Origin of the sequence: Streptomyces stoeckheimensis, assembly GCF_045822005.1 — a bacterium.
GTDB lineage: Bacteria > Actinomycetota > Actinomycetes > Streptomycetales > Streptomycetaceae > Streptomyces > Streptomyces stoeckheimensis.
In genome coordinates this window covers 4,822,394-4,848,444 of sequence record NZ_CP169550.1, presented here as the reverse complement: position 1 = coordinate 4,848,444, position 26,051 = coordinate 4,822,394, and the positions used below count along the sequence as shown (strand labels likewise).

The following is a 26,051-nucleotide window of genomic DNA, read 5'->3' as shown; positions in this document are numbered from 1 at the left end:
TGGCGGAACCAGAACCCCGGCTACGGCGCCGTCGCGATGATCACCGTCGCGTAGTACTCCTCCGAGGCCACCGCGCGGACCGACAGGCCCGCCGCCGTCAGGGCCGAGGCCGTGACCGGGGACTGGCGGGCGCTCGTTTCGATCAGCAGGGTGCCGCCCGGTGCGAGCCAGGGCGGGGCGCCCGCGGCGACCCGGCGGTGGACGTCCAGGCCGTCCGCTCCGCCGTCCAGGGAGACGGGCGGCTCGTGGTCGCGGGCCTCCGGCGGCAGCAGGCCGATCTCCCCGGTCGGGACGTACGGGGCGTTGACCACGAGGACGTCCACCCGGCCCCGCAGCCCGGCGGGCAGGGGGGCGTAGAGGTCGCCCTCCCAGACCCGGCCGCCGTACGGGGCCAGGTTGCGCCGGGCGTAGGCGAGCGCGACCGGGTCGATGTCCGCCGCGTGCAGTTCGGCCCCCGGCACCTGCGCGGCCACGGCCGCGCCCAGCGCGCCCACCCCGCAGCACAGGTCCACGACCACCGCGCCGGGCCGGGCCGCCGCCACCGCCTCCCGCGCGAGGAACTCACTGCGCCGGCGCGGCACGAAGGCCCCCTCGCCGACGGCCATGCGCAGCCCGCAGAACTCCGCCCAGCCGACGACGTGTTCCAGCGGTTCGCCCGCCACCCGCCGGGCCACCAGACCCTCCAGGTGCCCCGCGTCCTCTGCGGCGGCGGTCAGCAGCTCCGCCTCCTCCTCCGCGAAGACGCAGCCGGCCGCGCGCAGGGCCTCCACCAGTGTCGCCACTACCTACCTCAGTCCTCGAGTTTCCAGTTCCGGGTTCCGGGTGCCGGGTCGGCCGCTCAGAAGATGTCCGGGCACCACGGCCGGCGCGCCGTGCGGAACACCGCGTCCGCGAGCGCGAGCGCCCCGGGGCGCTCCTCCGTGATCGCGCCGAGCGCCGCGAGCCGCACCGCCGACTCGTCGCCCAGGTACAGCGACCCGAGCGTGCCCGCGTCCAGGCGCAGATCGGCCGGCTCCTCCGTGCGTACGCAGTCCCCCGCGCCCGCGTCCAGCCGGTAACGGCCGCCCGCGGGACCGGTCTTGTCGACGACCTCCAGGACGAGCACCCCGGGCACGGCGTAGGTCCGCGCACCGAGGGCCCGTACGACGTCCAGCAGCCGCACCCACAGCCAGTCCGCCGAGGTCACCGTCCGGGCGGCGCGCGGGTCGGGCAGCAGCCGGGCGACGAGGTCGTCGGGGGCGCGGTAGCCGGTGCGGACCTTCACCACCCAGTCGATGGAGCACAGGAACCGCCACAGCGCCCGCTCCGCCTCCGGGGTGACGGCGAGCAACTGCCGGACCTGCACGGTGTTCTGCGGAACCTTGGCATCGGTCCAGTGGTCGTCGGCGGTGTACCGGACCAGGCCGGCCACCTCGCCCTGCGCGGTGCGGTACACCGCGTGGAAGGACGGCGTGTACGTGTTGTGGGACAGCGTTTCCACACCCGTGGTCGTCCGCCACCAGCGGGCGTCGCGGTTCACCGCGCCGGGCGTCGCCGCCCGCAGCCGCTCGTGCAGGGCCGGGCCCAGCTCCCGTACCTCGGCCTCGTCCACGAGGTCGATCCTCCCGCCGTCACCGGGGACGACGGCGTGCGGATCGAGTCCGGTGCGCGGTACGTCGATCTCCCATTCCGAGACGGAGGTGGCCGGCCCGTACCCGTACCGCCCGTAGATCGGGTACTCGGCGGCGATCAGCGTCGACACCACGTCGCCGCGCGCGTGGGCGGCGGCCAGCTCGGCCGCCATCATCCGGGTCAGCAGACCCTGCCTGCGGTGCGTGGGTGCCACGGTCACGCTCGTGACGGCGCTCGACGGGACGAACGCCCCGCCGGGCACGGTCAGTTCCTGCGGGAAGGAGCGGAAGGTCGCCACGCACCGGCCGGTGTCCGCGTCGAAACCGCCCTGGGTCCGGGCGCAGTCGACGTGCCCGGCCACCTGGGCGTGGTCCTCGGCCGTGGGGTGCTTCGCGTTCAGGAAGCCGGTCTGCTGGGCACGCAGCCACTCGGGAAGTTCGGATGCGGCGATCTGCCTGACGTCAGCGCTCATAGCGACCCACGCTAATCGGACCGGCCCGCCCCCGTCGCCCGCATTTTCCGCGGGCCCCGCGCCCCCGCCCGCTCAGGCCAGCAGGTCGTCCACCTGGGCTTCGCCCTCCCGGTAGCGCCGGGTGATCTCCGCGCTGCAGTCGTCGGCCGTGCGCTGGAGCTGCTGGCGGCGCCGCGAGACCTGCTGCTCGTAGCGCACCAACTTGCCCATGCCCTCGTGGAGTTCCTCGTCCGTGCGCGCTCCCAGGTCCGACAGCTCGACGTCGGAGAGCATCTCGGCCGCCAGCAGCCGGTACTCCTCCCCGTGCGGGGTGCCGAGCGTGACGTGCCGGGCGGAGGCGCTGCGGCTGGAGGGGGCGTCCGCGAGGATCTCCGAAAGCCGGTCCACCACCGGCGTCTCGGGATCCGTACGCCGGGCGAGCTCGGCGCGCAGGATGTCGATGCGGCCCTGGAGCAGGCGCCGTACGTAGCTCAGGTCGGCCTCGTCGCGCTGCGCGTCGCGGCGCAGCCCGCGCAGCTCCGGCAGGCCGAGCGCGGTGGTCGCCGTCGCCGGGGCGTCCGCGGCCCCGGTCCGCTGCGCGGGCGGACGCGGCGCCGAGGCCTCGGCGGACGCCACGGAGCCCACGGGGCCGACGGCCGCCCCGGTTCCCATGGGTCCGACGGGTCCGATGGGCGCAGAAGCAGGTGCGGAAGTACCAGAAGTATTCATGCGTTCGTGTCCGTCCCCTCGACCGGTGCTGGGGGCACCGCCTGCGTGCATCGTGCCACTCCGCACGGTGCCGACGCAGTCCCACTCCACCCGATCGGCCCCGGACGGGTGCACGCCTGGTACACAGGTGGTATGCGAGCAGTGGTGCAGAGGGTGGACGGCGCGAGCGTCGTGGTGGCCGGCGAGACCGTCGGGGAGATCGTCGGGGAGGGGCTGTGCGTCCTGGTGGGGGTGACCCACGACGACACCCCGGAGAAGGCGGAGCTGCTGGCGCGCAAGCTCTGGTCGGTGCGGATCCTGGAGGCCGAGAAGTCCTGCAGCGACGTGAACGCGCCGCTGCTGGTGATCTCGCAGTTCACCCTCTACGGAGACGCCCGCAAGGGCCGCCGCCCCACGTGGAACGCGGCCGCCGGCGGCGCCTTCGCCGAGCCGCTCGTGGACGAGGTCGTGGCGCAGCTTCGGGCGTTGGGCGCGACGGTGGAGACGGGCCGGTTCGGCGCGGACATGCGGGTCTCGCTGACCAACCACGGCCCGTTCACCATCGTCATCGACATCTAGAGCGCGGCGGCGCCGCGGTCACGGCGCTACGACGACCTCCTGCGCGGCGGCAGTCTTGCCCACCAGCAGCGGGGCGTCCACCGGGACGTTTCGCTTGACCAGCGCGAGCGCGATCGGGCCCAGCTCGTGGTGGCGGACCGAGGTGGTCACGAAGCCCAGCTGGCGGCCCTCCTCGCCGTCCGCGGCCAGCCGTACGGGCGTGCCGTGGGCCGGGAGGAGCACGTCGGAGCCGTCCAGGTGCAGGAAGACCAGGCGGCGCGGGGGCTTGCCCAGGTTGTGGACGCGGGCCACCGTCTCCTGGCCGCGGTAGCAGCCCTTCTGCAGGTGCACGGCGGTGCCGATCCAGCCGAGCTCGTGCGGGATGGTGCGGTGGTCGGTCTCCAGGCCGAGCCTCGGCCGGTGCGCCTCGACGCGCAGGGCCTCGTACGCGAGGAGCCCGGCGGCCGGGCCGTGGGAGGCGGCGAAGGCCTCCAGGCCGTCGCGCGGCAGGAACACGTCGCGGCCGTACGGGGTCTCCCGTACGGCGAGTTCCTTGGCGACCTCGGCGATGGAGCCGGCCGGCAGGTGCACGACGGCGAACTCGGCGGTCCGGTCGGCGACTTCCACCCGGTAGAAGAACTTCATCGACTCCAGGTAGGCGATCAGTGCTTCCCGGGTGCCGGGCTCGACGTGCATCCACGTCGTCTCGCCGTCGTCCACGAGGTAGAGCGCGTGCTCGATGTGGCCGTTCGCGGTGAGGATCAGCGCCTCGGTGGCCTCGCCGGCCGGGAGCGCGGTGACGTGCTGAGTGATCAGCAGGTGCAGCCAGCTCAGCCGGTCCGAGCCGGTGACGGTGACGACCCCGCGGTGGGAGAGGTCCACGAAGCCTCGGCCGTCGGCGAGTGCGCGCTGTTCTCCGTACAGCTCTCCGTAGTGGGCGGCGACGCCCTCGTCGCGGCCTTCGGCCTGCACGGCGCCGGGGAGATGGAGCAAGGGGCTGCTGGTCATGCCACCAGCCTACGACCCTGCCCCGGGCACACCTAGGGCACGCCCGGTGGTGCCCGCTGCCTAGCGCTGCTTGGCGGCGCAGTTCTTGCAGCGGCCGAAGATCGCGAAGTGCTTCATGTCGGTCTCGAAGCCGAAGGTGTCGCGGAGCTTGGAGGTGAACTCGGCGGCGATGTCCACGTCCGCCTCGATGACCTCGGTGCAGTCCCGGCAGACCAGGTGGATGTGGTGGTGCCGGTCGGCGAGGTGGTACGTGGGGGCCCCGTGCCCGAGGTGGGCGTGCGAGACCAGCTTCAGCTCCTCCAGGAGCTCCAGCGTGCGGTAGACCGTGGAGATGTTGACCCCGGAGGCCGTCTTGCGCACCTCGACGAGGATCTCGTCCGGGGTCGCGTGCTCCAGGGCGTCCACGGCTTCCAGCACGAGCTGGCGCTGCGGGGTCAGGCGGTATCCGCGCTGGCGCAGGTCGCTCTTCCAGTCGCCGCCGTCGGCGGCGGCGAGGTTCTCGGTGCTGTCGGTGGTCACCACCCGGCCAGTGTAGGCCTCGGGCCGCCGCGGGGGGAGCGGGGAGGCGGGGCGCATGCGGGAGCCCCCGGCGGCCGGGGCGGCCGGGGGCTCCTGCGCACGCTTGCTGCGGGTACGACTCGTGCGGCTCAGCGACTCAGCGACTCAGCGGCTCAGCGGAAGAAGGCGATGCCGTCGTCCGGCATGTCCGGGAGGTTGCGCGCCATCTCCGCGACCTCCTCGGGGGTGACGACCTTCTTCAGCTGGGCCGACATGTACGGGCGCAGTTCGACCTCGGGGGTGGCCTTCTCGCCGACCCACATCAGGTCGCTCTTCACGTAGCCGTAGAGCCGCTTGCCACCGCTGTACGGGCCGGAGGCCGCGGTGCGGGCGACCGCGTCGGTGACCACGTCGATCTGCGGCTTCTTGTCGGCGAGCTCGCCGTACCAGACCTCGACGACGCCCTGGTCGCGGACCATGACGATCTCGACCTTGCGGTCCTTGTCGATGCGCCAGTAGCCCGACTCGGACTCCAGCGGCCGCACCTTGTTGCCCTCGGCGTCGAGCACCCAGGTGTGGGAGGTGTACTCCAGGAAGTCCCGGCCGTCGTGGCTGAAGACGACTTCCTGGCCGAAGTTGCACTTCTCCTCACCGGGGAAGTCGAAGACGCCTGCGCCCTCCCAGTTGCCGAGGAGGAAGGCGAGGGGGACGAGACCCGGGTTCAGGTCGGACGGGATCTGGATCATGAATGGCTGCTCAGCTCAGGCGATCTGTGGGAGGGGTTCCGGTATCCGGGGCGGTCGGCGGCAGATCCCGGGGGATCAGCGCTGGCCCTGGTACAGCTTCTTCACGGCCAGTCCGGAGAAGGCGAGGACGCCGACGCAGACCAGGACCAGCAGGGAGGTGAAGACTGCCTCAAGCACGGGGTGCTCCTCGGAGTGTTAAGGGTGGCGTTACGGGGCCGGTCCCCAAGCCTACTGGCCTGGGGACCGGGGCACCGTGTGAGGTAGGCCGTACGCGGGCCGCGCGGACCGCGGGGCGTCGCCCCGGCTCAGCGCAGCAGCTGGTGCTGCAGGACGGCCGTCTGATGGAAGGGGACGGCCGCCACCTCGCCCTTGCCGCTCTGCAGGACGACGGCCTGGATGTCGCCGGACTGGATGCACCCGACCCTGAACCGCTCGTCCCCCGTCGGCTCGGCCTCCTGGTACAGGGACAGGTCGCTGGTGTTGCCCTGGGTGGCGTACCCGGAGGTCCCGTGCCCCAGATCGGTGCGCTGCGTGGCCTTGGCCTTGGCCCACACGCTGTCGGCCTGCAGCACGAGGGCGCCGCTCAGGCCCATGGAGACGCGGCATCCGGTGAAGGCGTCGACGAAGCCGGACGCGTGGAAGCGGAGCAGGTAGATACGGGTGCGCGTGCCGTCCGGGGTCGTCCAGCCGCGGGCGACGATCTGGCGCAGCCCCTCGTGGCCCAGGTCCGTCCTCAGCTTCTCGCGCAGGCTGTCCTGGTACTCCGACACGAAGGTGTCGACGGTGACCACCTCGTCCTTCTCCAGCTTCAGCGTGGAGTCGGGGGTGGAACCGACGGGCGGCGGCAGCAGTAGCTGGGTCAGGCCGGCGTAATGGATGCCCTCCGGGTTGTCCTCGGCGAAGGGCAGGGCGGCGCCCGCCGGCAGCTGCGGCTTGGACAGCTTCGGGTAGACCCAGCGGCCGTCGGACTTGGTGGACAACCCCGGAATGTCCGTGCGCTCGGGCTGGGTGATCCCGTACGCGACTCCGGAGCCGACGGCGGCGAAGACGAGCACGGCGGCGGTCCAGCGGAGCGCGGCGAACAGCTTGCGGCGGTCCTTGGGCGCGGCGGGAACCTGTGCGGGATTCGCGTCGGGGACGGTGTGGGGGATCGCGTCGAGAACGGCGTCCGTCGCCACGGTCGGCTGCGCCGCGGCATCCTCGGGGGTCGCCGCCGCGACCTCGGTGCTGCTCTGCTCGCTCACGCGGACTCCCCGGGGGACTTCAGGTGCTTCAGCTGGATCTTGAACAGGTCGGTGGCGTCCTTCGCGGAGAACGGTCTGGCTCCGTACATCCGGAAGCTGACGAGCAGGTCGCCCTCGACGGCCAGGCAGTCGACTGTGCCGATCTTGTCCTTGTCCTCGACCTTCTCCCGGCCGAGGACGTTCTGGACGCACTTGGCGTCCGGGAACCCGTCCACCTTGGGCGCCTCGCCGTCGCCCGAGGCCAGCTCCAGGAACTCCTTGCCGATGTTCGAGAGCGAGGCGATGGCCTTCGGGTCGGCCTGCGTGAGGTGGACCTCGGCGACCCAGCCCTTCCGGGACTCGAGATAGCTGCGCCCGGCCACCCCCTTGAGCTTCAGGTCCGCCAGCGCCTTGTCCCGCTCGGCGCGCGCTGCGCCGGAGAGGCCGGTCCGCGCCTCCTTGAACGTCTGCAACGCCTGCTCGCCGGAGACGTAGAAGTCGTTGCCCTCCGGGCCGATGTCGGGGCCCAACGCGTACTCGGCAGGCAGCGGGAGGATCCTGGCCGTCAGGTCGTTCGTCGGTACGACCGGGGGCCGCCAGCTCGACCCGGTGGGCTGCGGTCCGTCCGGGACCCAGTAGCGCGTCGGCGCGCTCCGGTCCGCCTGGTCCATGCGCTCCGATGCCGCGAAGCCGGCACCCGCGAGGAGGGCGACGCCCAGCCCGCCGGCGATCAGCGCGACCATCTTGCGGCCGGCCTTGCGCGGGGGCCCGGCGACCGGCGCCTGCGCAGGGGCCGTGCCCGGGTCTGGCTGCTGCCCGCCGATCATCTGCTGTTCTGTGTTCCGCTCCTCGCTCACAGCCGCTCCCACTGACGCTTGGCGACGTCGACAAGGCGGTCCTCATCGACGTCACCACGGTTGTTCTCGTACTTGATCTCCATGACGATGTCGCCGCGCCGGGCGATGACACGCGCGGAGCGCACCGGGTGGTAGCCGGGCTCCTGGGTGCTCTTCGAGTCGATCCACATGTGCCCGAACTGCGCGGGGACGCCGGGGAAGTCCTTGCCCCCGTTGCCCGCGTACTCCTTGCCGCTCATATAGGAGTGGTCGCTCTGGTACCCGGACGCTCCCGACCGGTCCCGGTACTGGAACAGGCGGACCGTAAAGAAATCGCGATCGTTCTCGGACCAGCTCCGGGCGGCGATGCGGCGCACGCCACGGCCGGTCTGGAAGGTGAGACCGCGACCGGGCTCCTCGTACCAGTCCGCGGCGAAGGCGTCCGGGGACTCCGTGCCGGACATCCCGGCCTTGGCGTTCCCGGGGGCGTCGAGCAGCAGTTTGGTCAGGTCGTCGTCGGTCTTGACCCAGCGGTTGGCGTTGATGGAGCGCAGGGTGGTCGAGTCGATGGGCGCGAGCGGATCCGGGACCTCGATCACCTGCTGCGCCAGCGGGGCCAGCGGGGTCGGTTCGCGGTCGTACTGGATCGCGTAACCGGTGACCGTGCCCGCCAGGACGCCCAGCACGGCGGCGCCGGCGATCAGGAGGACCGTGCGGCCGCGGCGGCGGGGAGCGGCCGGAGCGGCCGGAGCGGCTTCCGGAACTGCGTCGAGGGCGGCCTCGGGAGGGGCTGCGGGAGCAGTTCGCGTTGCGTCCGCAATGCCCTGCTCCGGGGTGCTGTCCTCCTCTTTCCGCTGCTCAGGGATGGTCTGATCGTGTTCCAAGGGAAGTCCCCCCACAGGACTGGAGTCGCGGATCCATTTGCCCGCGTACACACAAGACACCCTGCCGTGGGGAGATGTTGTGGTCATCCTTATTACATTTTTATCTCAACCGGTTTCAGTCCTCGTGACGTCGCTTTCCATCCAGTTCGTCCCACCACTCGTCGGACTTCGCGTCGCCCGAGGGGTCGTCCCACCAGCGGTCATCGGGGCCGCGCCGGTTCGCGACGATCGCGGCGACCGGGGGGATGACCATGGCGACCACGCACATCGCCACGGCGGCCTCGACGGACCACAGGCGCACGAAGGACCAGGCGGAGACGAAGAGGAACAGGCATCCGCCCATGAGCAGGAAGTAGGCGCGCCGGCGCCGGGCGTACATGCCTCCAGGGTAGGGCGGCCCCGCGCTCCCGGGGAGGCCCGGAACGGCCCGGAACGGCACGAAGGGCCGCACCCCGATCCGATGGCGTCCAACCCCCGGGGGTGCGGCCCTTCGGCCGGTCTTTCATACGGTCATACGGTCACACAGGTGCGGTGCTCAGACCGCGATCGCCACATCCGTGACGCCGCCGGACTCGACGACGACCACGGCACGGTCCGCCTGGGCGCCGGGCACGAGCGCGCGCAGCGTCCAGGAGCCCTCGGCCGCGTAGAAGCGGAACTGGCCGGTGGCCGAGGTCGGGACCTCGGCGGTGAACTCGCCGGTCGAGTCGAGCAGACGGACGTAGCCGCTGATGGGCTCGCCGTCCTTGGTGACCTGGCCCTGAATGGCCGTCTCACCGGGCTTCAGCGTCGAGAGGTCGGGCCCGCCGATCTTTGCTCCACACATGTTCTCTGTCCTGTCCTAGAGAGGTATGACTACGGGCGTCGCATGCCCGGAATGCTGGGTGCCGAGAACTACTTGTTCGGGCCGAGCTCGATCGGCACGCCGACCAGCGAGCCGTACTCGGTCCACGAGCCGTCGTAGTTCTTGACGTTCTCCTGGCCCAGGAGCTCGTGCAGCACGAACCAGGTGAGCGCGGAGCGCTCACCGATGCGGCAGTAGGCGATGGTGTCCTTCGCCAGGTCGACCTGCTCGGCCTGGTAGAGGGCGGTGAGCTCCTCGTCGGACTTGAAGGTGCCGTCGTCGTTGGCGTTCTTCGACCACGGGATGTTGCGGGCGCTCGGGATGTGACCCGGACGCTGCGACTGCTCCTGCGGGAGGTGAGCCGGCGCGAGCAGCTTGCCGGAGAACTCGTCGGGCGAGCGGACGTCGACCAGGTTCTTGGTGCCGATCGCGGCGACCGCGTCGTCACGGAAGGCGCGGATCGAGGTGTCCTGGGCCTTGGCCTTGTACTCGGTGGCCGGGCGGTTCGGGACCTCGGTGCCGTCGACCAGGTCGCGGGAGTCGAGCTCCCACTTCTTGCGGCCGCCGTCGAGCAGGCGGACGTCCTGGTGGCCGTAGAGCTTGAAGTACCAGTAGGCGTAGGACGCGAACCAGTTGTTGTTGCCGCCGTAGAGGACGACGGTGTCGTCGTTGGAGATGCCCTTGGCGGAGAGGAGCTTCTCGAAGCCCTCCTGGTCCACGAAGTCGCGGCGGACCGGGTCCTGGAGGTCGCTCTTCCAGTCGATCCGGACGGCGTTGGTGATGTGGTTCTTGTCGTACGCGGACGTGTCCTCGTCCACCTCGACGATGACGACGTTGGCGTCGTTCAGGTGGGCCTCGACCCAGTCGGCGTCTACGAGGACGTCGCTGCGGCTCATGATGTTCTCCTCCGGGGCAGTGTGCGGCGGGGTGGTGCTGGTGGTGCGGGGTGCGTGCGTCCGGGTGCGCTCGCAGATCCTGTTGCGGGGAGGCTTCAGGAGGGCGGGAGGCACAGGTGGTCACACGGGAAAGCGGAAGGCCGTCGTCCGGCAATGGAGCGGGATGCGCTCACACGTCACATGGATCGACAGAGCATGGCGGCGACGCGACACAGGTCTACTGCCCGTCGCTTCGTGAGGTCCGCCTGCTGATGCTTCATAGCCATGGATCGTAGGGACGAATCGGCCGCCCTGTCACCGCCGTGTCATATTTCGAGACAGGATCGTCCGTATAGTGGGATCGGAGCCCTTGCCGATCTTCCGGCGCGGGGCGCCCGGGGCCCCGAAGGGCCCTCCCATCTGCGGATCGGACCCTCTCGTCTCACTATCCGGCCAGCGCCAGATTCGTACCGCCGAGGGTGAGCTCCAGACCCGCCTCGTCCGAGGTCAGCGTCGTCAGCCGGACCCCCGACGGCAGACCGCCCTCGCCGTCGATCCGCCGGTCGAAGTCGGTCTTCTTGCGCACCACGGCCTCGATCCCGGGCAGGCCCTCACCCGGCACCTCGTCGGCGCGGACCCGGACCGTCTTCCCGCCCTTTCCGTCGCCGGCGTCGACCAGCGAGACCGTCGAGATCACGCTGCGGCTGAGCGTCCGGCCGAGGAACTCCACGCTCGCGGTGACCTTCAGCTTGCCCGGCGCACCGCCGTAGGCGACCGTCACCCCGGGCTGGGCGGCCGCGGTCAGGTCGGCGTACGAGACGAGGGCCGAGCCCTTGGCGGACCGGGCGGTGCCGCCGTCGTAGTCACCGTTCAGCTCCACTCCCCGGAAGGCGACGCGCAGCCGGGACAGGTGCGTCGTACGGCCGTCCGCCGTCGCCACGTCGACGCCGGCCACCTTCAGGTCCACCTGGTCGAGGTCGCGGGAGAGCGCCTGGGTCAGGAAGGGGAACCCCTGGATGCCCACCTCCACGCCCGACAGCCCCTGCCGGGCCTGGATCCGCTCCGCCATCCGGTCCTCGGCATAGCCGGCCGCCCAGCGGTCCACCCCGACGAACAGGCCACCGAGGACCACTCCGATGATCACCACGACACGCAGGACACGCACGTGCCCACCCCCCAGACGATTGGTACGTCGGCCCAGTGGACCATGTCCGGCCGTGAGGGCGCTGTGAGCTGATGCGACAACGCCCGCCCCGGGCAAGCGGGACGGGCGGTCAGGAAGGGCAGCCGGAGGGAGTCCTGGGGGGAGGCCGGGGCCTCAGCCCACCACCCGGCCGATCAGATAGACCGCCGGGGCCGCCGCGGCCAGCGGCAGCGCGACACCGGCCGTCATGTGGACGAACTTCGACGGGTAGTCGTACGCCGCCACGCGCAGCCCGATCAGCGCGCACACACCGGCCGCCAGGCCGATCAGCGCACCGCCCGCACCGACGGACGTCAGCCCGCCCACGGCGATGCCCGCACCGGCCGCGGCGGCCAGCGAGACGCCGACCGAGGGCGCGGTGGGCAGCGGGAGCGCGCGGGCGAAGACGGCCACCGCCACGGCGGCGGCCCCCACGCTCGCGGCGGCGGAGTCGGCCGCGAGGTAGCCGGCGCAGACGATGGCCAGCGCGGCCGAAGCCACCGAGGCCATCAGCCCGTACATCCGCTCGTCCGGATCGGCGTGGCTGCGCAGCTGGAGCACCAGCGTCAGCAGCACCCAGGCGCCGAGGGTGCCGACGATCGCGCCGGGGCCGTACGGCTCGTCCACCGCGAGCACCGCCCCGTCGGCGACGACCGCCCCGGCGAAGGCCAGGGCGATGCCCTGACGGGCCGGCCACATGCCGTTGAGCCGGAACCAGCCCGCCGCGGTGAGGCCCTGGAGGGCGATCAGCGGCGCGAGCAGCGCGAGCTCGCCCAGAGCGGCGGCGGCCGCGATGACCAGCCCGAGGGCGGCCGTCAGTATGGCCGCCTGCGGACCGGGATCGATGATCGGCGAGCGGCCTTCGGCGCGGGCCTGGGCCGGGTCCACGGCGCGCAGCGTGTTGCCGGCGAGGGTGGGCGGCGACCAGGCGGGCTCCTCTTCGGCCGTCCCGCCGGCCACCGCGTCCGCGGCGGGAGCCCCGCCCGGGAACTCGGCCGCCTGCTGCGGGAGGTACGGGGCCTGCTCCGCGACCCACTCCTGGCCGGGGGCCGGAGCCTGGGCCGGAGCCGGAGCCTGGGCCTGGGCCTGGGCCTGGGCCTGGAACGGGTCAACCGGGCCGGGGTGGGCGGGCGGCGGGTACGCCGTCTCCCCCCACTGCTGCTGCGGCTCGGCCTGCGGGGCCCGCCCGGCCTGTGCCTCGTCGCGGAACCAGTGGTCCGGCGCCGCGACCGGGGCCGGGGTCTGCGGATAGGCGGCCGGCGCCGCGTAGGGATCCGCGTACGGGTCGGCGTACGCCTGCTGCTGCCCCCACTCCTGACCGGAGACGGGCCCCTGGGGCTGAGCCTGCGCCTGCTGCTGGGCCTGCGCCTGCGGCTCCTCGCGGAACCAGCCCTCGGGGGCGACCGGGTACTGCGCCGGTACGCCCTCCAGCGGGGCCTGGACCGGCTGGTACGAGGTGTCCCACGTCGGAGACTGCCAGGTCTGGGTCCCGTAGGGATCGGGCTGCTCTTGCTGCTGCTGCAGTTGCTGCTGCTCTTGCTGCAGTTGCCGCTGCTGTTCCTCAGGCGTGCTCGGTGTAGTCATCGGGGTCCGCTCACCCGCCCGCGAACGGCGGGAGCACCTCGACGGTGCCCCCCTCGGTCAGCTCGACGGAATCGTGCGGGCGCTTGCCCACGGGCTCTTCGTTCACGAGGAAGGAGCAGCGCAGCAGGACCCGGGTCAGCTCCCCGGGGTGGCGTTCCCGCACGGCGTCGAGCGCCTCGGCCAGTGTCCGCGCCGAGTACGGCTCCTCCGCCGTCTTGGCCGCGGCCTTCGCCGCCGCCCAGTAGCGGATGGTTCCGGTTGCCACTGCACGCTCCTCTCGTCGGCGCTCTGCCGTCGGCCTCCATCATGACCCCTCGCGCGCCCGATCCCGGCGTGCCTCCGCGCGCCCCGCGTGCGCCCGAGCGGCCCGTACCGGGTCCACCGATCCGGTGATACCGGCGCATATGCAGGTCCCGGGGTGGTGGGAACCACAGAAGTGGAAGGCTCCGAAGCCTCGGCCCGGCCGGGGCGGGTGGGCTATTCTGCTGGCGAGAGGATCCGGGCAACGTAGCCCCCGGGTCCTTTTGTGCTTTCAGCACGTTGAACGGACCGAGAACAGTGGTATCCATCCGGACCTCAGGGCGCGGGGACCGGACGGACACCAGGCAAGTCGTACGAAGCAGTGCCGCGAAAGTCCTCGACGGGACCGAGGAGGAACCGACGTGATGGACCAGCGAACCGTCGTGCAAGTGCAGGTGCAGGCAGAGGTACAGGCGCACGCACCTGCGCACGCACACCAACAGCACCACCGCTCGACCCGGGCGGGTGGTCGGGCATGAGCTCACTCCTGCTCCTGACCAACGCCCTGCAGCCCTCGACCGAGGTCCTGCCGGCCCTCGGCCTGCTGCTCCACAGCGTCCGGGTGGCTCCGGCCGAGGGCCCCGCCCTCGTGGACACCCCGGGCGCCGACGTGATCCTCGTCGACGGCCGCCGCGACCTGCCCCAGGTGCGGTCGCTGTGCCAGCTGCTGCGCTCCACGGGGCCCGGCTGCCCGCTGATCCTCGTCGTCACCGAGGGCGGCCTCGCGGCCGTCACCGCCGACTGGGGCATCGACGACGTCCTCCTCGACACCGCGGGACCGGCCGAGGTCGAAGCGCGGCTGCGCCTGGCCACGGGCCGCCAGCAGCTCGGCTCGGACGACTCCCCCATGGAGATCCGCAACGGCGACCTGTCGGTCGACGAGGCGACGTACTCGGCGAAGCTGAAGGGCCGGGTCCTGGACCTGACCTTCAAGGAGTTCGAGCTCCTGAAGTACCTCGCCCAGCACCCGGGCCGGGTCTTCACCCGCGCGCAGCTCCTCCAGGAGGTGTGGGGCTACGACTACTTCGGCGGCACCCGCACCGTCGACGTGCACGTACGGCGCCTGCGCGCGAAACTCGGCCCCGAGCACGAGTCGCTGATCGGTACCGTCCGCAACGTCGGGTACCGCTTCGTCACTCCGGAGAAGGTGGAACGGGCGGCGGCGGAAGCGGCCGCGCAGGCGGCGACGAAGGCGGCGGCCGAGGCCTCCGCGCGGGCTGCCGCGGCACTCACCCGGATGGACTAGGGAGCCCGCGGGAATGACCTCCTCCGGACGCCCTGCCCAGAGGTAGGTCACCCCGCGTAGACTTCCGCGCGTGGCCAAGGTGACGCGGGATGACGTGGCACGACTTGCGGGTACTTCTACCGCCGTCGTGAGCTACGTCATCAACAACGGACCCAGGCCGGTTGCCCCGGCCACGCGCGAGCGTGTCCTCGCCGCGATCAAGGAACTGGGCTACCGCCCGGACCGGGTCGCGCAGGCGATGGCCTCGCGGCGCACCGACCTCATAGGCATGATCGTCCCCGATGCCCGCCAGCCGTTCTTCGCGGAGATGGCGCACGCGGTCGAGCAGGCCGCCGCCGAGCGCGGAAAGATGGTGCTGGTCGGCAACTCCGACTACCGCACCGAGCGCGAGGTCCACTATCTGCGGGCCTTCCTCGGGATGCGGGTCTCCGGCCTGATCCTGGTCAGCCAGGGCATGAGCGAGCAGGCCGCGTCCGAGATCGAGGCCTGGGACGCCCGCGTGGTCCTCCTCCACGAGCGCCCCGAGGCCATCGACGACGTCGCCGTCGTCACGGACGACATCGGCGGCGCGCAGCTCGCCACCCGGCACCTCCTGGAGCACGGGCACGAGTACGTCGCCTGCATCGGCGGCATCGAGAACACCCCGTCCGTGGGCGACCCGGTGGCCGACCACGTCGAGGGCTGGCGCCGGGCCATGCAGGAGTCCGGCCGCTCGACCGAGGGCCGGATCATCGAGGCCCCGTACAACCGCTACGACGCGTACAAGGTCGCCCTGGAGGTCCTGGACCGGCCCGACCGGCCGACGGCGATCTTCTGCGCCACGGACGACCAGGCGATCGGCGTGCTGCGGGCCGCGCGCGAGCTCCGCATCGACGTCCCCGAGCAGCTCGCGGTCGCCGGCTTCGACGACGTGAAGGAGGCGGCCCTCACGGACCCGCCGCTGACCACGGTCGCCTCGGACCGCCCGGCGATGGCCCGCGCGGCGGTGGACCTCGTCCTGGACGACGGCCTGCGCGTGGCGGGCTCCCGCCGCGAACGCCTGAAGCAGTTCCCGTCGGCCCTGGTCATCCGCCGCAGCTGCGGCTGCCGCTAGCCCCTGCCCCTTCTTGACGCGGAGCTCGCACCGCTGCGCGGGCATCGCGCCGCTGCGCCGGACTCCGTCCGGCGGTGGCTGGGCGGGGCCTCCGCCACTGCTGTCCGGGGCGGAGGCCGGTGGGCGCGTGCGGCTGGGTCGGCCCTGCGGGGCAAGGTCCCCTACCCGCCCTTCGCCCGTTCCCCGGGGCGGTGCCCCGGACCCCCCTGGGGCTCCGCCCCAGACCCCGCGCCTCAAACGCCGGCGAGGCTGGATCTATCCAGCCCCTCCGGCGTTTGAGGAGCGGGGGTCGGGGGCTGGCCCCCGGCAACGGGTCCGGGCGAAGCCCGGGGAACGGGCGAAGGGCGGGTAGGGGACAGCCCCGCAGGGCCCACCCACCCGCACCCGCCCGCGCCCGCCCCAGCCCGGGCTTATATCGGGCATACACGGTTCTGTCGGGCTTCTCAGCGGGGACTCAGGAAGCTCTCATCATCGGCGGACACAGTCGTAGTCATGACCGAGAACCTCCGCCGCGAAGGCGAGTACCCCCAGGAGAACCGCCCCCAGCAGCCCGCCGCCCCCTGGGGCGAGGACTGGCAGCGCGGTCGTGACCGGCTCGCACAGGACGCCGCGTACCCGCCGCCGCCCGCCTACCCCCCGGCCGCCCCGGCCCCCGGCTGGCACGAGGCCCACACGCCCCCCGTCATCCAGGGCGAGACCGTCCCCCAGACCAGCGGGAGCGGCGGCATCGGCAACGGCGGCTGGGCCACCTGGGGCGACGCCGCCCCCGCGGCCCCCGCCCCGCAGGGCCACGGCCACGCCCGAGCCAAGCGCCCGGTCGCCCTCCTCGCCGCCGTGGCCCTCGCGGCCGCCGTCGTCGGCGGCGGAACGGCAGCCGCCGTCCAGCAGATGCTGAACAAGACCAACGGCACCGGCAACGGCGTCAACGGCAGCACCATCTCCCAGTCGAGCAACGGCACCGTCTCCGGCGTCGCCGAGAACGTCAGCCCCTCCGTCGTCCGCATCGACACCAGCACCTCCTCCGGCCAGGGCACCGGCTCCGGCATCGTGATCACCGCCGACGGCGAGATCGTCACCAACAACCACGTGATCGACGGCGCCGCCAAGATCCAGGTGACGATGAGCGACGGCAAGAAGTACAGCGCGAAGATCGTCGGCACGGACCCGGACAAGGACCTCGCCCTCATCAAGCTGGAAGGCGCGAGCGGCCTCAAGCCCGCCGTCCTCGGCAACTCCGACAACATCAAGGTCGGCGACGAGGTCGTCGCCATCGGCTCCCCCGACCGCCTCACCGGCACGGTCACCAGCGGCATCGTCTCCGCGCTCAACCGCGAGGTGAACGTCCCGAAGTCCGAGAAGCAGCAGTCCCCGCAGGACGGCTTCCCGTTCTCCTACGGAGGCAAGCAGTTCAACGGGAACACCGGCACGGACACCACCTCGTACAAGGCCATCCAGACCGACGCCTCCCTCAACCCGGGCAACTCCGGCGGCGCCCTGGTCAACATGAACGGCGAGATCGTGGGCATGCCCTCCGCGATCTACTCCCCCTCCAGCGGCAGCGGCTCCGCCGGCAGCGTCGGCCTCGGCTTCGCCATCCCCGTCAACACCATCAAGGCCGACCTCCCCTCCCTGCGCAAGGGCGGCCCCGGCGGCGCGGGCAACAACGCCGACAGCGGCACCGGCAACACCGCAAACGGTTTCGGGACCTCCTTCTAGCCCGCCCGTGCGAGCCTGGTAGGAGACCGACCACCACCTGGGGGGACCCCGTATGAGCGCCGAAGGCGACCAGCAGCGCATCCTCGTCGTCGACGACGAACCGGCCGTACGCGAGGCCCTGCGCCGCAGCCTGGCCTTCGAGGGGTACGGCACGCAGACCGCCGTCGACGGACTCGACGCCCTCGACCGGGCGGACTCGTACCGCCCCGACCTGATCATCCTGGACATCCAGATGCCCCGGATGGACGGCCTGACCGCCGCCCGCCGACTGCGCGCCGCCGGCAGCACCACGCCGGTCCTGATGCTGACCGCCCGCGACACGGTCGGCGACCGGGTCACCGGCCTCGACGCGGGCGCCGACGACTACCTGGTCAAGCCGTTCGAGCTGGACGAGCTCTTCGCCCGGGTCCGCGCCCTGCTGCGCCGCAGCTCCTACGCCGCCCCCGCACCCGGGGACGCCGGGGCCGAGGACGCGCTGACCTTCGGCGACCTGCGCATGGACCTCGCCACCCGCGAGGTCACCCGCGGCGGTCGCCCGGTGGAGCTGACCCGTACCGAGTTCACCCTGCTGGAGATGTTCCTCGCGCACCCGCGCCAGGTCCTGACCCGCGAGCAGATCCTCAAGACCGTATGGGGCTTCGACTTCGAGCCCAGCTCCAACTCCCTGGACGTGTACGTGATGTACCTGCGCCGCAAGACCGAGGCCGGGGGCGAGCCCCGCCTGGTCCACACCGTACGAGGGGTGGGCTACGTCCTGCGCGCGGCCGGGGCCGGCGACACCGGCGGTCCGGAGTGAGCCCCACCGCCAGATTCCGCGCACTGCCCCTCCGCTCCCGCCTCGCCCTGCTGGTCACCGTCGCGGTGGCGCTCGCCGTCGCGGCGGTCGCCGCGGTGTCCTGGGTGATGGTGCGCACGCAGCTGCGCGACCAGCTGGACCAGTCCCTGATGTCGACGAACGCGTCCGACCAGGTGGGCCGGCTCATCTTCGACAACCGGCCGTGCCCGGAGAAGGCTCCCGCCAACCAGAACGCGCAGCCCGGCCAGGAGATCGCCGGCAGCCTCAACGCGTCCGTGCAGATCGTGACGGCCGACGGCAGGCACTGCTGGGTCAGCGGTCCGCAGAACCTGCCGGTCACCGAGCTCGACAAGCAGATCGCCGCGGGCCTGCGGAACGGCACCCTGCACGACGTGACCACCGCCGAAGGCATGGACATGCGTGTCTACACCCAGCCCGCGCGGGTCTCCGCGACCTCTCCGCTCTTCGCCATCTCCATCGCCAAGCCGCTCGCCGACATCGACAAGCCCCTGTCCACCCTGGCCTGGGTGCTCGTCTTCGTCTCCGGCGTCGGCATCCTCGGCGCCGGCGTCGCCGGCCTCTGGGTGGCCCGTACGGGGCTGCGCCCGGTCGACGAACTGACCGGCGCCGTCGAGCACATCGCCCGCACCGAGGACCTGACCGTACGCATCCCCGACGAGGGCGACGACGAGATCGCCCGCCTCTCGCGCTCCTTCAACTCCATGACGGCCGCGCTCGCCTCCTCCCAGGAGCGCCAGGCCCAGCTGATCGCGGACGCCGGGCACGAGCTGCGCACCCCGCTCACCTCGCTCCGCACCAACATCGAACTGCTGGCGCGCAGCGAGGAGACCGGCCGGGCCATCCCGCCGGAGGACCGCAAGGAGCTGCTGGCCTCGGTCAAGGCACAGATGACGGAACTGGCCTCGCTGATCGGCGACTTGCAGGAGCTGTCCCGCCCCGACGCGGCCGCCCCCGGCCCCCTCGGAGTGGTGGCCCTGCACGAGATCGCGAGTGCGGCGCTGTCCCGGGCCCGGCTGCGCGGTCCGGAGCTGGAGTTCGACTCGGACCTGGCGCCCTGGTACGTACGCGGCGAGGCGGCGGCCCTGGAGCGGGCCGTGGTCAACGTCCTGGACAACGCGGTGAAGTTCAGCCCGCCGGGCAGCACGGTCACCGTGTCCCTGCGCGCGGGCGAGCTGACCGTACGGGACCGCGGTCCCGGCATCCCGGCCGACGACCTCCCGCACGTCTTCGAGCGGTTCTGGCGCTCCCCGTCCGCCCGGGCCCTGCCCGGCAGCGGCCTCGGCCTGTCCATCGTGGCCCGTACGGTGCAGCGCGCGGGCGGCACGGCCGCCCTGCGCGCCCCGGCGGACGGCGGCCCGGGCACCGAGGCGGTCATCGGCATCCCGGGCGCCCCGGCTCCGCCGCCCGCGCAGGCGTCAGTTGTGCCGGATCAGTGAGGCGACCAGGCCGGAGCGGGTGTTGGGGAAGTCCATCGGGACGATCCCGAGCCCGGTCCGGCCGGCCAGCTCGGAGCCGTCGACGAAGGCGTGCACCTGCGGGTTGAGGCGGTCGGAGTTCCAGCGGGGCGGCAGGGCCGCGGCCGTGCTGGTGTAGTTCATGAAGAACCGGCCGGGCTGCTGGACGGCCTTGCGGAAGTGGTTCTCGATCTTGCCCCGCTTGGCGAAGGGCTCGGCCATGTAGTCGTCCTGGATGTCGAAGACGTTGCCGTCGCCGTAGCGCAGGCCGCCGGGCAGGCCGCCGTTGTCGGGGAGCAGCAGCACCTTTCCGCGGACCTGGCCGAGGGTGGGGAGCGAGTCCGCGATCTTGAAGAGCGGGCTCCAGCCCCGGTTGTTCAGGTAGTCGTCGAAGACGGCGCGGAAGGTGGCGTCGCTCTCCTCGGAGTACTCCTGCTTGAGCCGCATCAGCACGGTCTCGGAGGGGTGCGCGGCGAGGAAGTTCCAGCAGGCGGCGAGGACGTCGCCGAACATCAGGTTCTGGTAGTACGCGCCGTGGTGGATCGCGAACGATCCGCCGGTCACCCGGCAGCGGACGTCGAGGAAGCGGATCCCGGAGCCGAGCTGGTCGGCGATGGAGGTGTTCTGGCAGGCGACGTAGAGCCCGCCCCGGGTGGCGCCCGAGTCGTGGGTGCCGGGGATGGTCATCCGCTGGAGGGCGGTGGAGTCGCCGAGCCCGCTCATCCAGTCCTGGGTGCCTAGTGCGGCGGTGGATGCGGCCCCGGTGGCGGCCGAGGCCGTCCCGGCGCCCGCGCCGAGCAGGGTCGCGCCGCCGAGGGCCGCCGCCCCCGCCAGGAAGCCGCGCCGCCGCAGCCCCGTACCCGCGCCCGTACCCGAGCTCGCGCCCGTGACCCCGCCCGTACCCGCGCCCGCATCCACATCCGCACCCACGCCGATGCCCGTGCCCGTGCCCGTGCCCACGCCCATGCCCGCCCCTTTGCCGACCCAGTGGTGGCCCGGATTATGGCGCGCGGAGCCATGCATTACTACCCACGGGTAGGCATCAGCTTTCGAGCAACTCCGCCATCGCACGCAGCCCTTGGGCCAGGGACCGGCCGTCCGGCGCGTGCTCCGGGTCGGTCAGGCACTGCACCATGACCCCGGTCAGCAGCGCGATGTGCACCGAGCCGAGGCTCCGTACGTCCTCCTCCTCGACCTCCTCGACCGGGACCCCGCGCAGCTGCGCGGCCACCATGCGCCGGTTGTGGCGCTGGCCCTCGGCCAGGACGGCGAGCAGCTCGGGCGAGGACTGCGCGTGCACGAAGGCCTCGACGGAGGCGGTCCAGAGCCAGCGCATCTCGCCGAAGTCCCGGATCTTGCGGTCCCAGGTGTCGGCGTAGCGCTCCCGCGCGGTTTCGCCCTGCCCGGCGAGCCTGCCCGACCCCGCGGCCCATTCGTCCATGGCCGCGAACAGCGCCTGGTTGAGCAGCACCTCGCGGGTGCCGAAGTGGTAGCCGATCGCGGCCATGCTCACCTGCGCGGCCGAGGCGATGTCGCGCACGGTCGTGCGGAGGTACCCCTTCTCCTCCAGGCAGCGCCGGGCTCCGGCCAGCAGGTCCTCGCGATTTCCCATGCCGGGATCGTAGCCGCGCCAGAAATTTGGGCAAGCGCGCTACACAGTCGTATTGCGCGCTTGCCCAACCCCTGGCAGGCTGAACTCACGCCCACCGACCAGCACACACGGGGAGAGCAACGCCATGCGCCACGAGCTGAAGATCGACGACCGCACCCTGTCCTACGTGGACTTCGGCGGGCCCGGCCGCCCGCTGCTCGCCCTGCACGGCGGGCTCTCCGAGGCCGCCCACTTCACCGCCCTCGCCGCCGACCTCGGCGACCAGTGGCGGGTCATCGCCCCCGACCAGCGCGGGCACGGCGACTCCGACCTCGCCTCCGAGTACAGCCGCGCGGGCTACGCCGCCGACGCCGCCGCCCTGCTGGAACACCTCGCCCCCGGCGGCCCGGTGCCCGTCCTCGGCTTCTCCCTCGGCGGGGTCAACGCCTACCACCTGGCCGCCGCCCGGCCCGACCTGATCGCCGCCCTGATCAACGTCGACGCCCCGGTGGAGAGCCCGCGCCAGGACGCCCTGTCCTTCTGGGACTTCCTGCACGAGCTCCCGTACGCCGCACCCACCCGCGAGGAACTCCTCGCCGCCCTCGGCCCGCTGGCCGAGGGGACCGGGCCCTTCCTGCGCCCGCTTGCGGACGACGCCGGCTGGCGGCTGCCGTTCGACCCCGCGGCCACCCTGGCCACCCTCGCCGGGGACGACGGCTCGCGCTGGGACGTCTGGCTCGCGAGCACCTGCCCGGCACTGCTCGTCCACGGGCTGCGCAGCGACGTGCTGTCCCGGGAGCTGGCCGACGCGATGGTCGCCCGGCGTCCCGGGACCTCGTACGCCGGCCTGGACACCGAGCACTTCGTGCCCTTCCAGGACCCGAAGGGCCTTGCGGAGGCTGTACGCGGCTTCCTGGCCGGGCTGTAGGACACCGCAGGGCCCCGGGAACGCCGAAGGGGCGGCAGGCCAGTGGCCCACCGCCCCTTCTTCGCTCAGGTGTTACTTGACGACCGTGATCCGGTCCGCCGCCGGCGGGGCCAGCGGCGCGGACGCCGAGGAGTGCCCCGTCAGGTAGGCGTTGAAGATGTCCAGGTCGGACGCGCCGACCAGCTTGTTCTTGTGCTCCTTCAGGACGGTGAAGCCGTCACCGCCGCCCGCGAGGAACTCGTTCATCGCGACCCGGTAGGTCGCGGCGGGGTCGATCGGCGCACCGTTCAGCTTCACCGAGTCCACGACGATGCGGTCCGCACCCGCCTTGGTGGTGTCCAGGGTGTAGGAGAAGCCCTTGGAGATCTGCAGGATCTTCGGGTTCGGCCCGTTGACCGGGCCGCTGACCTGCTGCTGGAGCGTGGTGATCAGCTGGGCGCCGGTCAGGTCGACGACCGTCATCATGTTGGTGAACGGCTGGACCGTGTACGACTCCCCGTACGTCACCACCCCGTCGCCCTCGGCGCCGGCGGCCTTGTAGGCCAGGTCCGCACGGATGCCGCCCGGGTTCATGATGGCGAGCTGGGCGCCGCCCTTGGCCGCCGGGGCCAGGGCCTCCAGCTGCGCGTCGGCGATCAGGTCACCGAGCGGCTTCTCGTACTCCGCCGAGCCGCGGCCCGGGATGTCCGCCGAGATGTAGCCCATCGGACGGTTCGCGATCGGCGCGGCCAGCGCGTTCCAGCGCTGGATCAGCTCGGTCAGGTCCGGGGCCTTGGGCTGGTCCCGGTTGACGACCTTCTGCACCACCAGCGGCGAGGCGATCGGCGTACGGACGATGTCCTTGGTCGCGCGGTCGTACTTCAGCGTGGTGTCCGTGAACAGCCGGCCGTACGAGGCGGCCGAGGTGACCGTGCGCGGGTTGCCCGCCGGGTCGGGGATGTTGCACGCGTACGCCTGGTGCGTGTGACCGGTGACCAGGGCGTCGACCTTCGGCGAAACGTTCTTCGCGATGTCGACGATGGCCCCGGAGATCCCGGCGCCGGCGCCCGGCACGTCGCAGTCGTAGTTGTACGCGCCGCTCGCGGGCAGGCCGCCCTCGTGGATCAGCGCCACGATCGACTTCACGCCCTGCTTGTTCAGCTCGTTGGCGTACTTGTTGATCGTCTCGACCTCGTCGCCGAACTTGAGGCCCTTGACCCCGTCGGCGGTCACGACGTCCGGCGTGCCCTCCAGGGTGACGCCGATGAAGCCGATCTTCACGTCCCCCTTCTTCCAGACGAAGGTGGGGTTCATCATCGGACGCTTGGTCTTCTCGTCCACCACGTTCGCGGCGAGGTACTTGAAGTCGGCGCCGCCGAACTCCTCGCCGTACTCGAAGCAGCCCTCGACCGGGTGGCAGCCGCCGTACTGCATGCGGCGCAGCTCGGTCTTGCCCTCGTCGAACTCGTGGTTCCCGACGCTGCTCACGTCCAGGTCGAGGTCGTTGAGCGCCTCGATGGTCGGCTCGTCGTGGAAGAGGCCCGACACCATCGGGCTGGCGCCGATCATGTCGCCGGCCGCGGCCGTGACGGAGTACCGGTGGCCCTTGCGGGCCTCGCGCAGGCCGGTGGCGAGGTACTCGACACCGCCCGCGGGTATGGCCTTGGTGGTGCCGTCGGCCTGACGCTCGGTCACGGTGCCCGAGGAACCCTGCGGGGGCTCCAGGGTGCCGTGGAGGTCGTTGAACGACAGCATCTGCACGTCGACGGTGCGGCCGTGGTCGTGGCCGTACCCGTCACCACTCGCGGCTCCGGCCGGAAGGGCGGCGGCGATCATCGCACCGCCGGCCGTGGCCACGGCGAGAGCGGTGAGGGCCAACCGGCGGGTTCGGCGGTGCCGTTGTGGCGTCGCTGACATTTGTTCCCCTTTGTGGACAGCGATACATCTTGGGAGGTCTGCCGAAGCCTAGAGTCAACGCGCGTAGCGCGACAGGGGGTACCGGGTATCGAGCTGGTTACACACAGGAGAAGGACGGCCGTCCGCGGGCCCCGCCGGGCCGCAACCCCGCCGGGCCCCCACCGTGGTCGTAGGCTCGGTTCCATGACTGACGACGCAGCAGTGGTCCTGGAGCCGGGACGGCAGATCCAGACCCTCGACGAACTGACGGACGAACAGGCCGACGCCGTTCTCGCCCTGCTCGAGGACGCGGCCCGCACCGACGGCACCACCGCCGTGTCCGAGCAGGGCCGGCTCCAGCTGCGCGGCGGAGCACGGGAGGGGATCCGTCACTTCCTCCTGACCGCCGACGGGCGGCTCACCGCGTACGGGCAACTGGAGGACACCGACCCGGTGGAGGCCCCCGCCGCCGAACTCGTCGTCCACCCCGCGCTGCGCGGGCGCGGGCACGGGCGGGCGCTGGGCACCGCCCTGCTGGCCGCCTCAGGCAAGCGGATCCGGGTGTGGGCGCACGGCGGCAAGTCGGCGGCCCGCCACCTCGCGCAGGTGCTCGGCCTGACCCTGTTCCGCGAACTGCGCCAGCTCCGCCGCCCGCTCGGCGCGGATGCGGACCCCCTGCCGGAGGCCGTCCTCCCGGCGGGCGTGACCGTACGCACCTTCGTGCCCGGCTCCGACGACGCCGCCTGGCTGGCCGTCAACGCGGCGGCCTTCGCCCACCACCCCGAGCAGGGCTCCCTCACCCAGCGGGACCTGAACGACCGCATCGCGCAGCCCTGGTTCGACGCCAAGGGCTTCTTCCTCGCGGAACGCGACGGCGAACTGATCGGCTTCCACTGGACGAAGGTGCACGCCGAGCAGCAGCTGGGCGAGGTCTACGTCCTCGGAGTGCGCCCCGGCGCCCAGGGCGGCGGCCTCGGCAAGGCCCTCACCGCGATCGGCCTGCGCCACCTGGCCGCGGCGGGCCTGCCCACGGCGATGCTCTACGTGGACGCCGACAACCCGGCGGCCCTGGCCGTGTACGAGGGCCTCGGCTTCTCCACCCACGAGGTGGACCTGATGTACCGCACGGAGAGCTGACCCGCACCCGGCCCGGCCCCCGGCCCGCCGGGGGCCGGGGGTCGTCCTGGTCCCTACTCGGCCTACTCGGCCTACTCCGCGCCCAGCTTGCAGGCGGCCTCCGCGGTCCCCTTGGTCACCCCGGCGCCCTCGGTCAGACCGCTCACGCACTCGTCCTGGGCGCCGGTCACCGCGATGAAGCAGGACGCGCGGACGGACGCCGGAGCTTCGCCACCCTTCAGCTCCCGCTCGACCTGGTTGATGCAGGCCGAGACGTCCGCGGGGGCCGCGTGGACGGCCGGGGCCGCCAGTGACACGCCCCCGAGAGCAAGGCTCAGCCCGGTAAGGACACCGAGAACACCGGCGACACGGCTCGACGTACGCATGGCACGCACCTGCTCTCCGAAACCACCGCGCGGCCCACACCCGGACGTGCCCACACATGGCGAGGCGCACCCGGCCTCGACGTACCGGACCACACGGGAACGGCGCCGAGCACACGCGACCGTCGTACGGCCGGGGCCCGGCCCCCGTACCGGACCGACTCGGCAGGACATCCCTCCCTCCTTCCGACGCTAGAACACCCCTTGCCCCCACGCACCCGCTGACACCTCTCCCGCCGGCGTGAACGCCGGCCACGCACCCTCAGGCCCGCAGCGCGGGCTTCGCGGATGCGGCCCCGGGCGGGCCGGACCCGCCGGCGACCCCACCTGGGCCGGCCCGGGCCGCGGCAGCCCACGCCTCGCCGGCGCAGCCGCGGCTCCCCCGCTCCCGGTCGGCACCAGACGACCCCCGCACCAGACGACCACCGCCCGGACCCTGGAAGCCATACGCCATTAACCGGGCATTAATGCACGCTCGCGAAGCTGACCGAATGCAGCCCCGACTCCGACTGACGGCCGACCC

At 72.3% G+C, this 26,051-nt stretch carries 28 protein-coding genes; 8 read left to right on the top strand and 20 right to left on the bottom strand.

Annotation, left to right across the window (positions count from 1 at the left end; all coding sequences use genetic code 11):
- Positions 1–20 precede the first annotated feature (20 nt).
- The 3 genes from ACE1OC_RS22050 to ACE1OC_RS22040 all read right to left on the bottom strand — a co-directional run bounded on the left by ACE1OC_RS22050 (position 21) and on the right by ACE1OC_RS22040 (position 2,791).
- On the bottom strand, positions 21–782 hold the full coding sequence (locus ACE1OC_RS22050; protein WP_407838426.1) for a putative protein N(5)-glutamine methyltransferase: 762 nt from the start codon (positions 780–782) through the stop codon (positions 21–23).
- Between the two features lie 56 nt (positions 783–838).
- Positions 839–2,083 carry a GNAT family N-acetyltransferase gene (locus tag ACE1OC_RS22045; RefSeq protein WP_407838425.1) on the bottom strand — a complete coding sequence of 415 codons (1,245 nt, stop codon included), beginning with the start codon at positions 2,081–2,083 and terminating at the stop codon, positions 839–841.
- Positions 2,084–2,155: 72 nt separating this feature from the next.
- The gene (locus ACE1OC_RS22040; RefSeq protein WP_407838424.1) at positions 2,156–2,791 is read right to left on the bottom strand and encodes an AmfC protein; all 636 of its coding nucleotides are present in this window, start codon (positions 2,789–2,791) and stop codon (positions 2,156–2,158) included.
- A 132-nt stretch (positions 2,792–2,923) separates the two neighbouring features.
- Here ACE1OC_RS22040 and dtd point away from each other — a divergent pair, with 132 nt between their 5' ends.
- Positions 2,924–3,349 carry a D-aminoacyl-tRNA deacylase gene (dtd, locus tag ACE1OC_RS22035; protein ID WP_250744592.1) on the top strand — a complete coding sequence of 142 codons (426 nt, stop codon included), beginning with the start codon at positions 2,924–2,926 and terminating at the stop codon, positions 3,347–3,349.
- A gap of 18 nt (positions 3,350–3,367) precedes the next feature.
- Here the strand turns inward: dtd and ACE1OC_RS22030 are convergent, their stop codons facing one another.
- From ACE1OC_RS22030 to ACE1OC_RS21970, 13 genes are all read right to left on the bottom strand, one after another.
- Positions 3,368–4,336 carry a YgfZ/GcvT domain-containing protein gene (locus tag ACE1OC_RS22030; RefSeq protein WP_407838423.1) on the bottom strand — a complete coding sequence of 323 codons (969 nt, stop codon included), beginning with the start codon at positions 4,334–4,336 and terminating at the stop codon, positions 3,368–3,370.
- Positions 4,337–4,396: 60 nt separating this feature from the next.
- On the bottom strand, positions 4,397–4,912 hold the full coding sequence (locus tag ACE1OC_RS22025) for a Fur family transcriptional regulator (RefSeq protein WP_407838422.1): 516 nt from the start codon (positions 4,910–4,912) through the stop codon (positions 4,397–4,399).
- A 95-nt stretch (positions 4,913–5,007) separates the two neighbouring features.
- Positions 5,008–5,580, bottom strand: a complete 573-nt coding sequence (locus ACE1OC_RS22020) for an FABP family protein (protein ID WP_250744595.1) — start codon at positions 5,578–5,580, stop codon at positions 5,008–5,010.
- Positions 5,581–5,885: 305 nt separating this feature from the next.
- Positions 5,886–6,824 carry a hypothetical protein gene (locus tag ACE1OC_RS22015; RefSeq protein ID WP_407838421.1) on the bottom strand — a complete coding sequence of 313 codons (939 nt, stop codon included), beginning with the start codon at positions 6,822–6,824 and terminating at the stop codon, positions 5,886–5,888.
- Positions 6,821–7,660 (bottom strand): hypothetical protein, encoded by an 840-nt coding sequence (locus tag ACE1OC_RS22010; protein ID WP_407838420.1) that lies wholly within the window; start codon positions 7,658–7,660, stop codon positions 6,821–6,823. The genes ACE1OC_RS22015 and ACE1OC_RS22010 overlap by 4 nt, the downstream gene beginning before the upstream one ends.
- Positions 7,657–8,523, bottom strand: a complete 867-nt coding sequence (locus tag ACE1OC_RS22005; RefSeq protein ID WP_407838419.1) for a hypothetical protein — start codon at positions 8,521–8,523, stop codon at positions 7,657–7,659. Before ACE1OC_RS22005 ends, ACE1OC_RS22010 begins: the two co-directional genes overlap by 4 nt.
- Positions 8,524–8,638: 115 nt before the next feature.
- Positions 8,639–8,902, bottom strand: a complete 264-nt coding sequence (locus tag ACE1OC_RS22000; RefSeq protein WP_407838418.1) for a DUF3099 domain-containing protein — start codon at positions 8,900–8,902, stop codon at positions 8,639–8,641.
- 156 nt (positions 8,903–9,058) lie between these two features.
- A complete protein-coding gene (locus ACE1OC_RS21995) occupies positions 9,059–9,349 on the bottom strand; it encodes a DUF1416 domain-containing protein (protein ID WP_243339454.1) in 291 nt (96 codons plus the stop codon).
- 68 nt (positions 9,350–9,417) lie between these two features.
- The gene (locus tag ACE1OC_RS21990) at positions 9,418–10,263 is read right to left on the bottom strand and encodes a sulfurtransferase (RefSeq protein WP_254386601.1); all 846 of its coding nucleotides are present in this window, start codon (positions 10,261–10,263) and stop codon (positions 9,418–9,420) included.
- Between the two features lie 176 nt (positions 10,264–10,439).
- A complete protein-coding gene (locus ACE1OC_RS21985) occupies positions 10,440–10,523 on the bottom strand; it encodes a putative leader peptide (RefSeq protein WP_350206375.1) in 84 nt (27 codons plus the stop codon).
- A 164-nt stretch (positions 10,524–10,687) separates the two neighbouring features.
- Positions 10,688–11,407: a DUF2993 domain-containing protein gene (locus tag ACE1OC_RS21980; protein ID WP_407838417.1), complete on the bottom strand. Its 720-nt coding sequence runs from the start codon at positions 11,405–11,407 to the stop codon at positions 10,688–10,690.
- 153 nt (positions 11,408–11,560) lie between these two features.
- Positions 11,561–13,009 (bottom strand): hypothetical protein, encoded by a 1,449-nt coding sequence (locus ACE1OC_RS21975; RefSeq protein ID WP_407838416.1) that lies wholly within the window; start codon positions 13,007–13,009, stop codon positions 11,561–11,563.
- A gap of 10 nt (positions 13,010–13,019) precedes the next feature.
- A complete protein-coding gene (locus tag ACE1OC_RS21970; protein ID WP_112449116.1) occupies positions 13,020–13,274 on the bottom strand; it encodes a MoaD/ThiS family protein in 255 nt (84 codons plus the stop codon).
- Positions 13,275–13,784: 510 nt separating this feature from the next.
- Here ACE1OC_RS21970 and ACE1OC_RS21965 point away from each other — a divergent pair.
- From ACE1OC_RS21965 to ACE1OC_RS21945, 5 genes are all read left to right on the top strand, one after another.
- Positions 13,785–14,555 (top strand): response regulator transcription factor, encoded by a 771-nt coding sequence (locus tag ACE1OC_RS21965; protein ID WP_243339450.1) that lies wholly within the window; start codon positions 13,785–13,787, stop codon positions 14,553–14,555.
- Between the two features lie 70 nt (positions 14,556–14,625).
- Complete coding sequence (locus tag ACE1OC_RS21960) at positions 14,626–15,648, top strand: LacI family DNA-binding transcriptional regulator (protein WP_407838414.1); 1,023 nt, start codon at positions 14,626–14,628, stop codon at positions 15,646–15,648.
- A gap of 492 nt (positions 15,649–16,140) precedes the next feature.
- Positions 16,141–17,364 (top strand): S1C family serine protease, encoded by a 1,224-nt coding sequence (locus ACE1OC_RS21955; RefSeq protein ID WP_407838413.1) that lies wholly within the window; start codon positions 16,141–16,143, stop codon positions 17,362–17,364.
- 52 nt (positions 17,365–17,416) lie between these two features.
- Positions 17,417–18,160, top strand: a complete 744-nt coding sequence (locus tag ACE1OC_RS21950; protein ID WP_407838412.1) for a response regulator transcription factor — start codon at positions 17,417–17,419, stop codon at positions 18,158–18,160.
- A complete protein-coding gene (locus ACE1OC_RS21945) occupies positions 18,157–19,617 on the top strand; it encodes a sensor histidine kinase (RefSeq protein ID WP_407838411.1) in 1,461 nt (486 codons plus the stop codon). Before ACE1OC_RS21950 ends, ACE1OC_RS21945 begins: the two co-directional genes overlap by 4 nt.
- Here the strand turns inward: ACE1OC_RS21945 and ACE1OC_RS21940 are convergent.
- Positions 19,597–20,601 (bottom strand): phosphatidylinositol-specific phospholipase C, encoded by a 1,005-nt coding sequence (locus tag ACE1OC_RS21940; RefSeq protein WP_407838410.1) that lies wholly within the window; start codon positions 20,599–20,601, stop codon positions 19,597–19,599. The two genes, ACE1OC_RS21945 and ACE1OC_RS21940, sit on opposite strands and share 21 nt — an antisense overlap.
- Positions 20,602–20,677: 76 nt before the next feature.
- Complete coding sequence (locus ACE1OC_RS21935; RefSeq protein WP_407838409.1) at positions 20,678–21,247, bottom strand: TetR/AcrR family transcriptional regulator; 570 nt, start codon at positions 21,245–21,247, stop codon at positions 20,678–20,680.
- 124 nt (positions 21,248–21,371) lie between these two features.
- On the opposite strand from ACE1OC_RS21935, the gene ACE1OC_RS21930 reads away from it, so the two are divergent.
- Entirely contained in the window at positions 21,372–22,154 is a 783-nt protein-coding gene (locus ACE1OC_RS21930) for an alpha/beta fold hydrolase (RefSeq protein ID WP_407838408.1), read from the top strand.
- A 72-nt stretch (positions 22,155–22,226) separates the two neighbouring features.
- Here ACE1OC_RS21930 and ACE1OC_RS21925 read toward each other — a convergent pair whose 3' ends face one another.
- The gene (locus ACE1OC_RS21925; RefSeq protein WP_407838407.1) at positions 22,227–24,050 is read right to left on the bottom strand and encodes a bifunctional metallophosphatase/5'-nucleotidase; all 1,824 of its coding nucleotides are present in this window, start codon (positions 24,048–24,050) and stop codon (positions 22,227–22,229) included.
- Between the two features lie 183 nt (positions 24,051–24,233).
- On the opposite strand from ACE1OC_RS21925, the gene mshD reads away from it, so the two are divergent.
- Positions 24,234–25,166: a mycothiol synthase gene (gene mshD, locus ACE1OC_RS21920; protein WP_407838406.1), complete on the top strand. Its 933-nt coding sequence runs from the start codon at positions 24,234–24,236 to the stop codon at positions 25,164–25,166.
- A gap of 71 nt (positions 25,167–25,237) precedes the next feature.
- On the opposite strand, the gene ACE1OC_RS21915 is transcribed toward mshD, so the two are convergent.
- Positions 25,238–25,531, bottom strand: a complete 294-nt coding sequence (locus tag ACE1OC_RS21915; protein WP_407838405.1) for a hypothetical protein — start codon at positions 25,529–25,531, stop codon at positions 25,238–25,240.
- Between the last annotated feature and the right edge of the window lie 520 nt (positions 25,532–26,051).

Bases quoted from the DNA above. Each gene is read 5' to 3' on its own strand.
- ACE1OC_RS22000 (WP_407838418.1), bottom strand. From the start codon at position 8,902: ATGTACGCCCGGCGCCGGCGCGCCTACTTCCTGCTCATGGGCGGATGC.
- ACE1OC_RS22045 (WP_407838425.1), bottom strand. From the start codon at position 2,083: ATGAGCGCTGACGTCAGGCAGATCGCCGCATCCGAACTTCCCGAGTGG.
- ACE1OC_RS22040 (WP_407838424.1), bottom strand. From the start codon at position 2,791: ATGAATACTTCTGGTACTTCCGCACCTGCTTCTGCGCCCATCGGACCC.
- ACE1OC_RS21925 (WP_407838407.1), bottom strand. From the start codon at position 24,050: ATGTCAGCGACGCCACAACGGCACCGCCGAACCCGCCGGTTGGCCCTC.
- ACE1OC_RS21935 (WP_407838409.1), bottom strand. From the start codon at position 21,247: ATGGGAAATCGCGAGGACCTGCTGGCCGGAGCCCGGCGCTGCCTGGAG.
- ACE1OC_RS22030 (WP_407838423.1), bottom strand. From the start codon at position 4,336: ATGACCAGCAGCCCCTTGCTCCATCTCCCCGGCGCCGTGCAGGCCGAA.
- ACE1OC_RS21965 (WP_243339450.1), top strand. From the start codon at position 13,785: ATGAGCTCACTCCTGCTCCTGACCAACGCCCTGCAGCCCTCGACCGAG.
- ACE1OC_RS21995 (WP_243339454.1), bottom strand. From the start codon at position 9,349: ATGTGTGGAGCAAAGATCGGCGGGCCCGACCTCTCGACGCTGAAGCCC.
- ACE1OC_RS21915 (WP_407838405.1), bottom strand. From the start codon at position 25,531: ATGCGTACGTCGAGCCGTGTCGCCGGTGTTCTCGGTGTCCTTACCGGG.
- ACE1OC_RS21990 (WP_254386601.1), bottom strand. From the start codon at position 10,263: ATGAGCCGCAGCGACGTCCTCGTAGACGCCGACTGGGTCGAGGCCCAC.
- ACE1OC_RS22020 (WP_250744595.1), bottom strand. From the start codon at position 5,580: ATGATCCAGATCCCGTCCGACCTGAACCCGGGTCTCGTCCCCCTCGCC.
- ACE1OC_RS22025 (WP_407838422.1), bottom strand. From the start codon at position 4,912: ATGCGCCCCGCCTCCCCGCTCCCCCCGCGGCGGCCCGAGGCCTACACT.
- ACE1OC_RS21950 (WP_407838412.1), top strand. From the start codon at position 17,417: ATGAGCGCCGAAGGCGACCAGCAGCGCATCCTCGTCGTCGACGACGAA.
- ACE1OC_RS21985 (WP_350206375.1), bottom strand. From the start codon at position 10,523: ATGAAGCATCAGCAGGCGGACCTCACGAAGCGACGGGCAGTAGACCTG.
- ACE1OC_RS21975 (WP_407838416.1), bottom strand. From the start codon at position 13,009: ATGACTACACCGAGCACGCCTGAGGAACAGCAGCGGCAACTGCAGCAA.
- ACE1OC_RS21930 (WP_407838408.1), top strand. From the start codon at position 21,372: ATGCGCCACGAGCTGAAGATCGACGACCGCACCCTGTCCTACGTGGAC.
- ACE1OC_RS21940 (WP_407838410.1), bottom strand. From the start codon at position 20,601: ATGGGCGTGGGCACGGGCACGGGCACGGGCATCGGCGTGGGTGCGGAT.
- mshD (WP_407838406.1), top strand. From the start codon at position 24,234: ATGACTGACGACGCAGCAGTGGTCCTGGAGCCGGGACGGCAGATCCAG.
- ACE1OC_RS21955 (WP_407838413.1), top strand. From the start codon at position 16,141: ATGACCGAGAACCTCCGCCGCGAAGGCGAGTACCCCCAGGAGAACCGC.
- dtd (WP_250744592.1), top strand. From the start codon at position 2,924: ATGCGAGCAGTGGTGCAGAGGGTGGACGGCGCGAGCGTCGTGGTGGCC.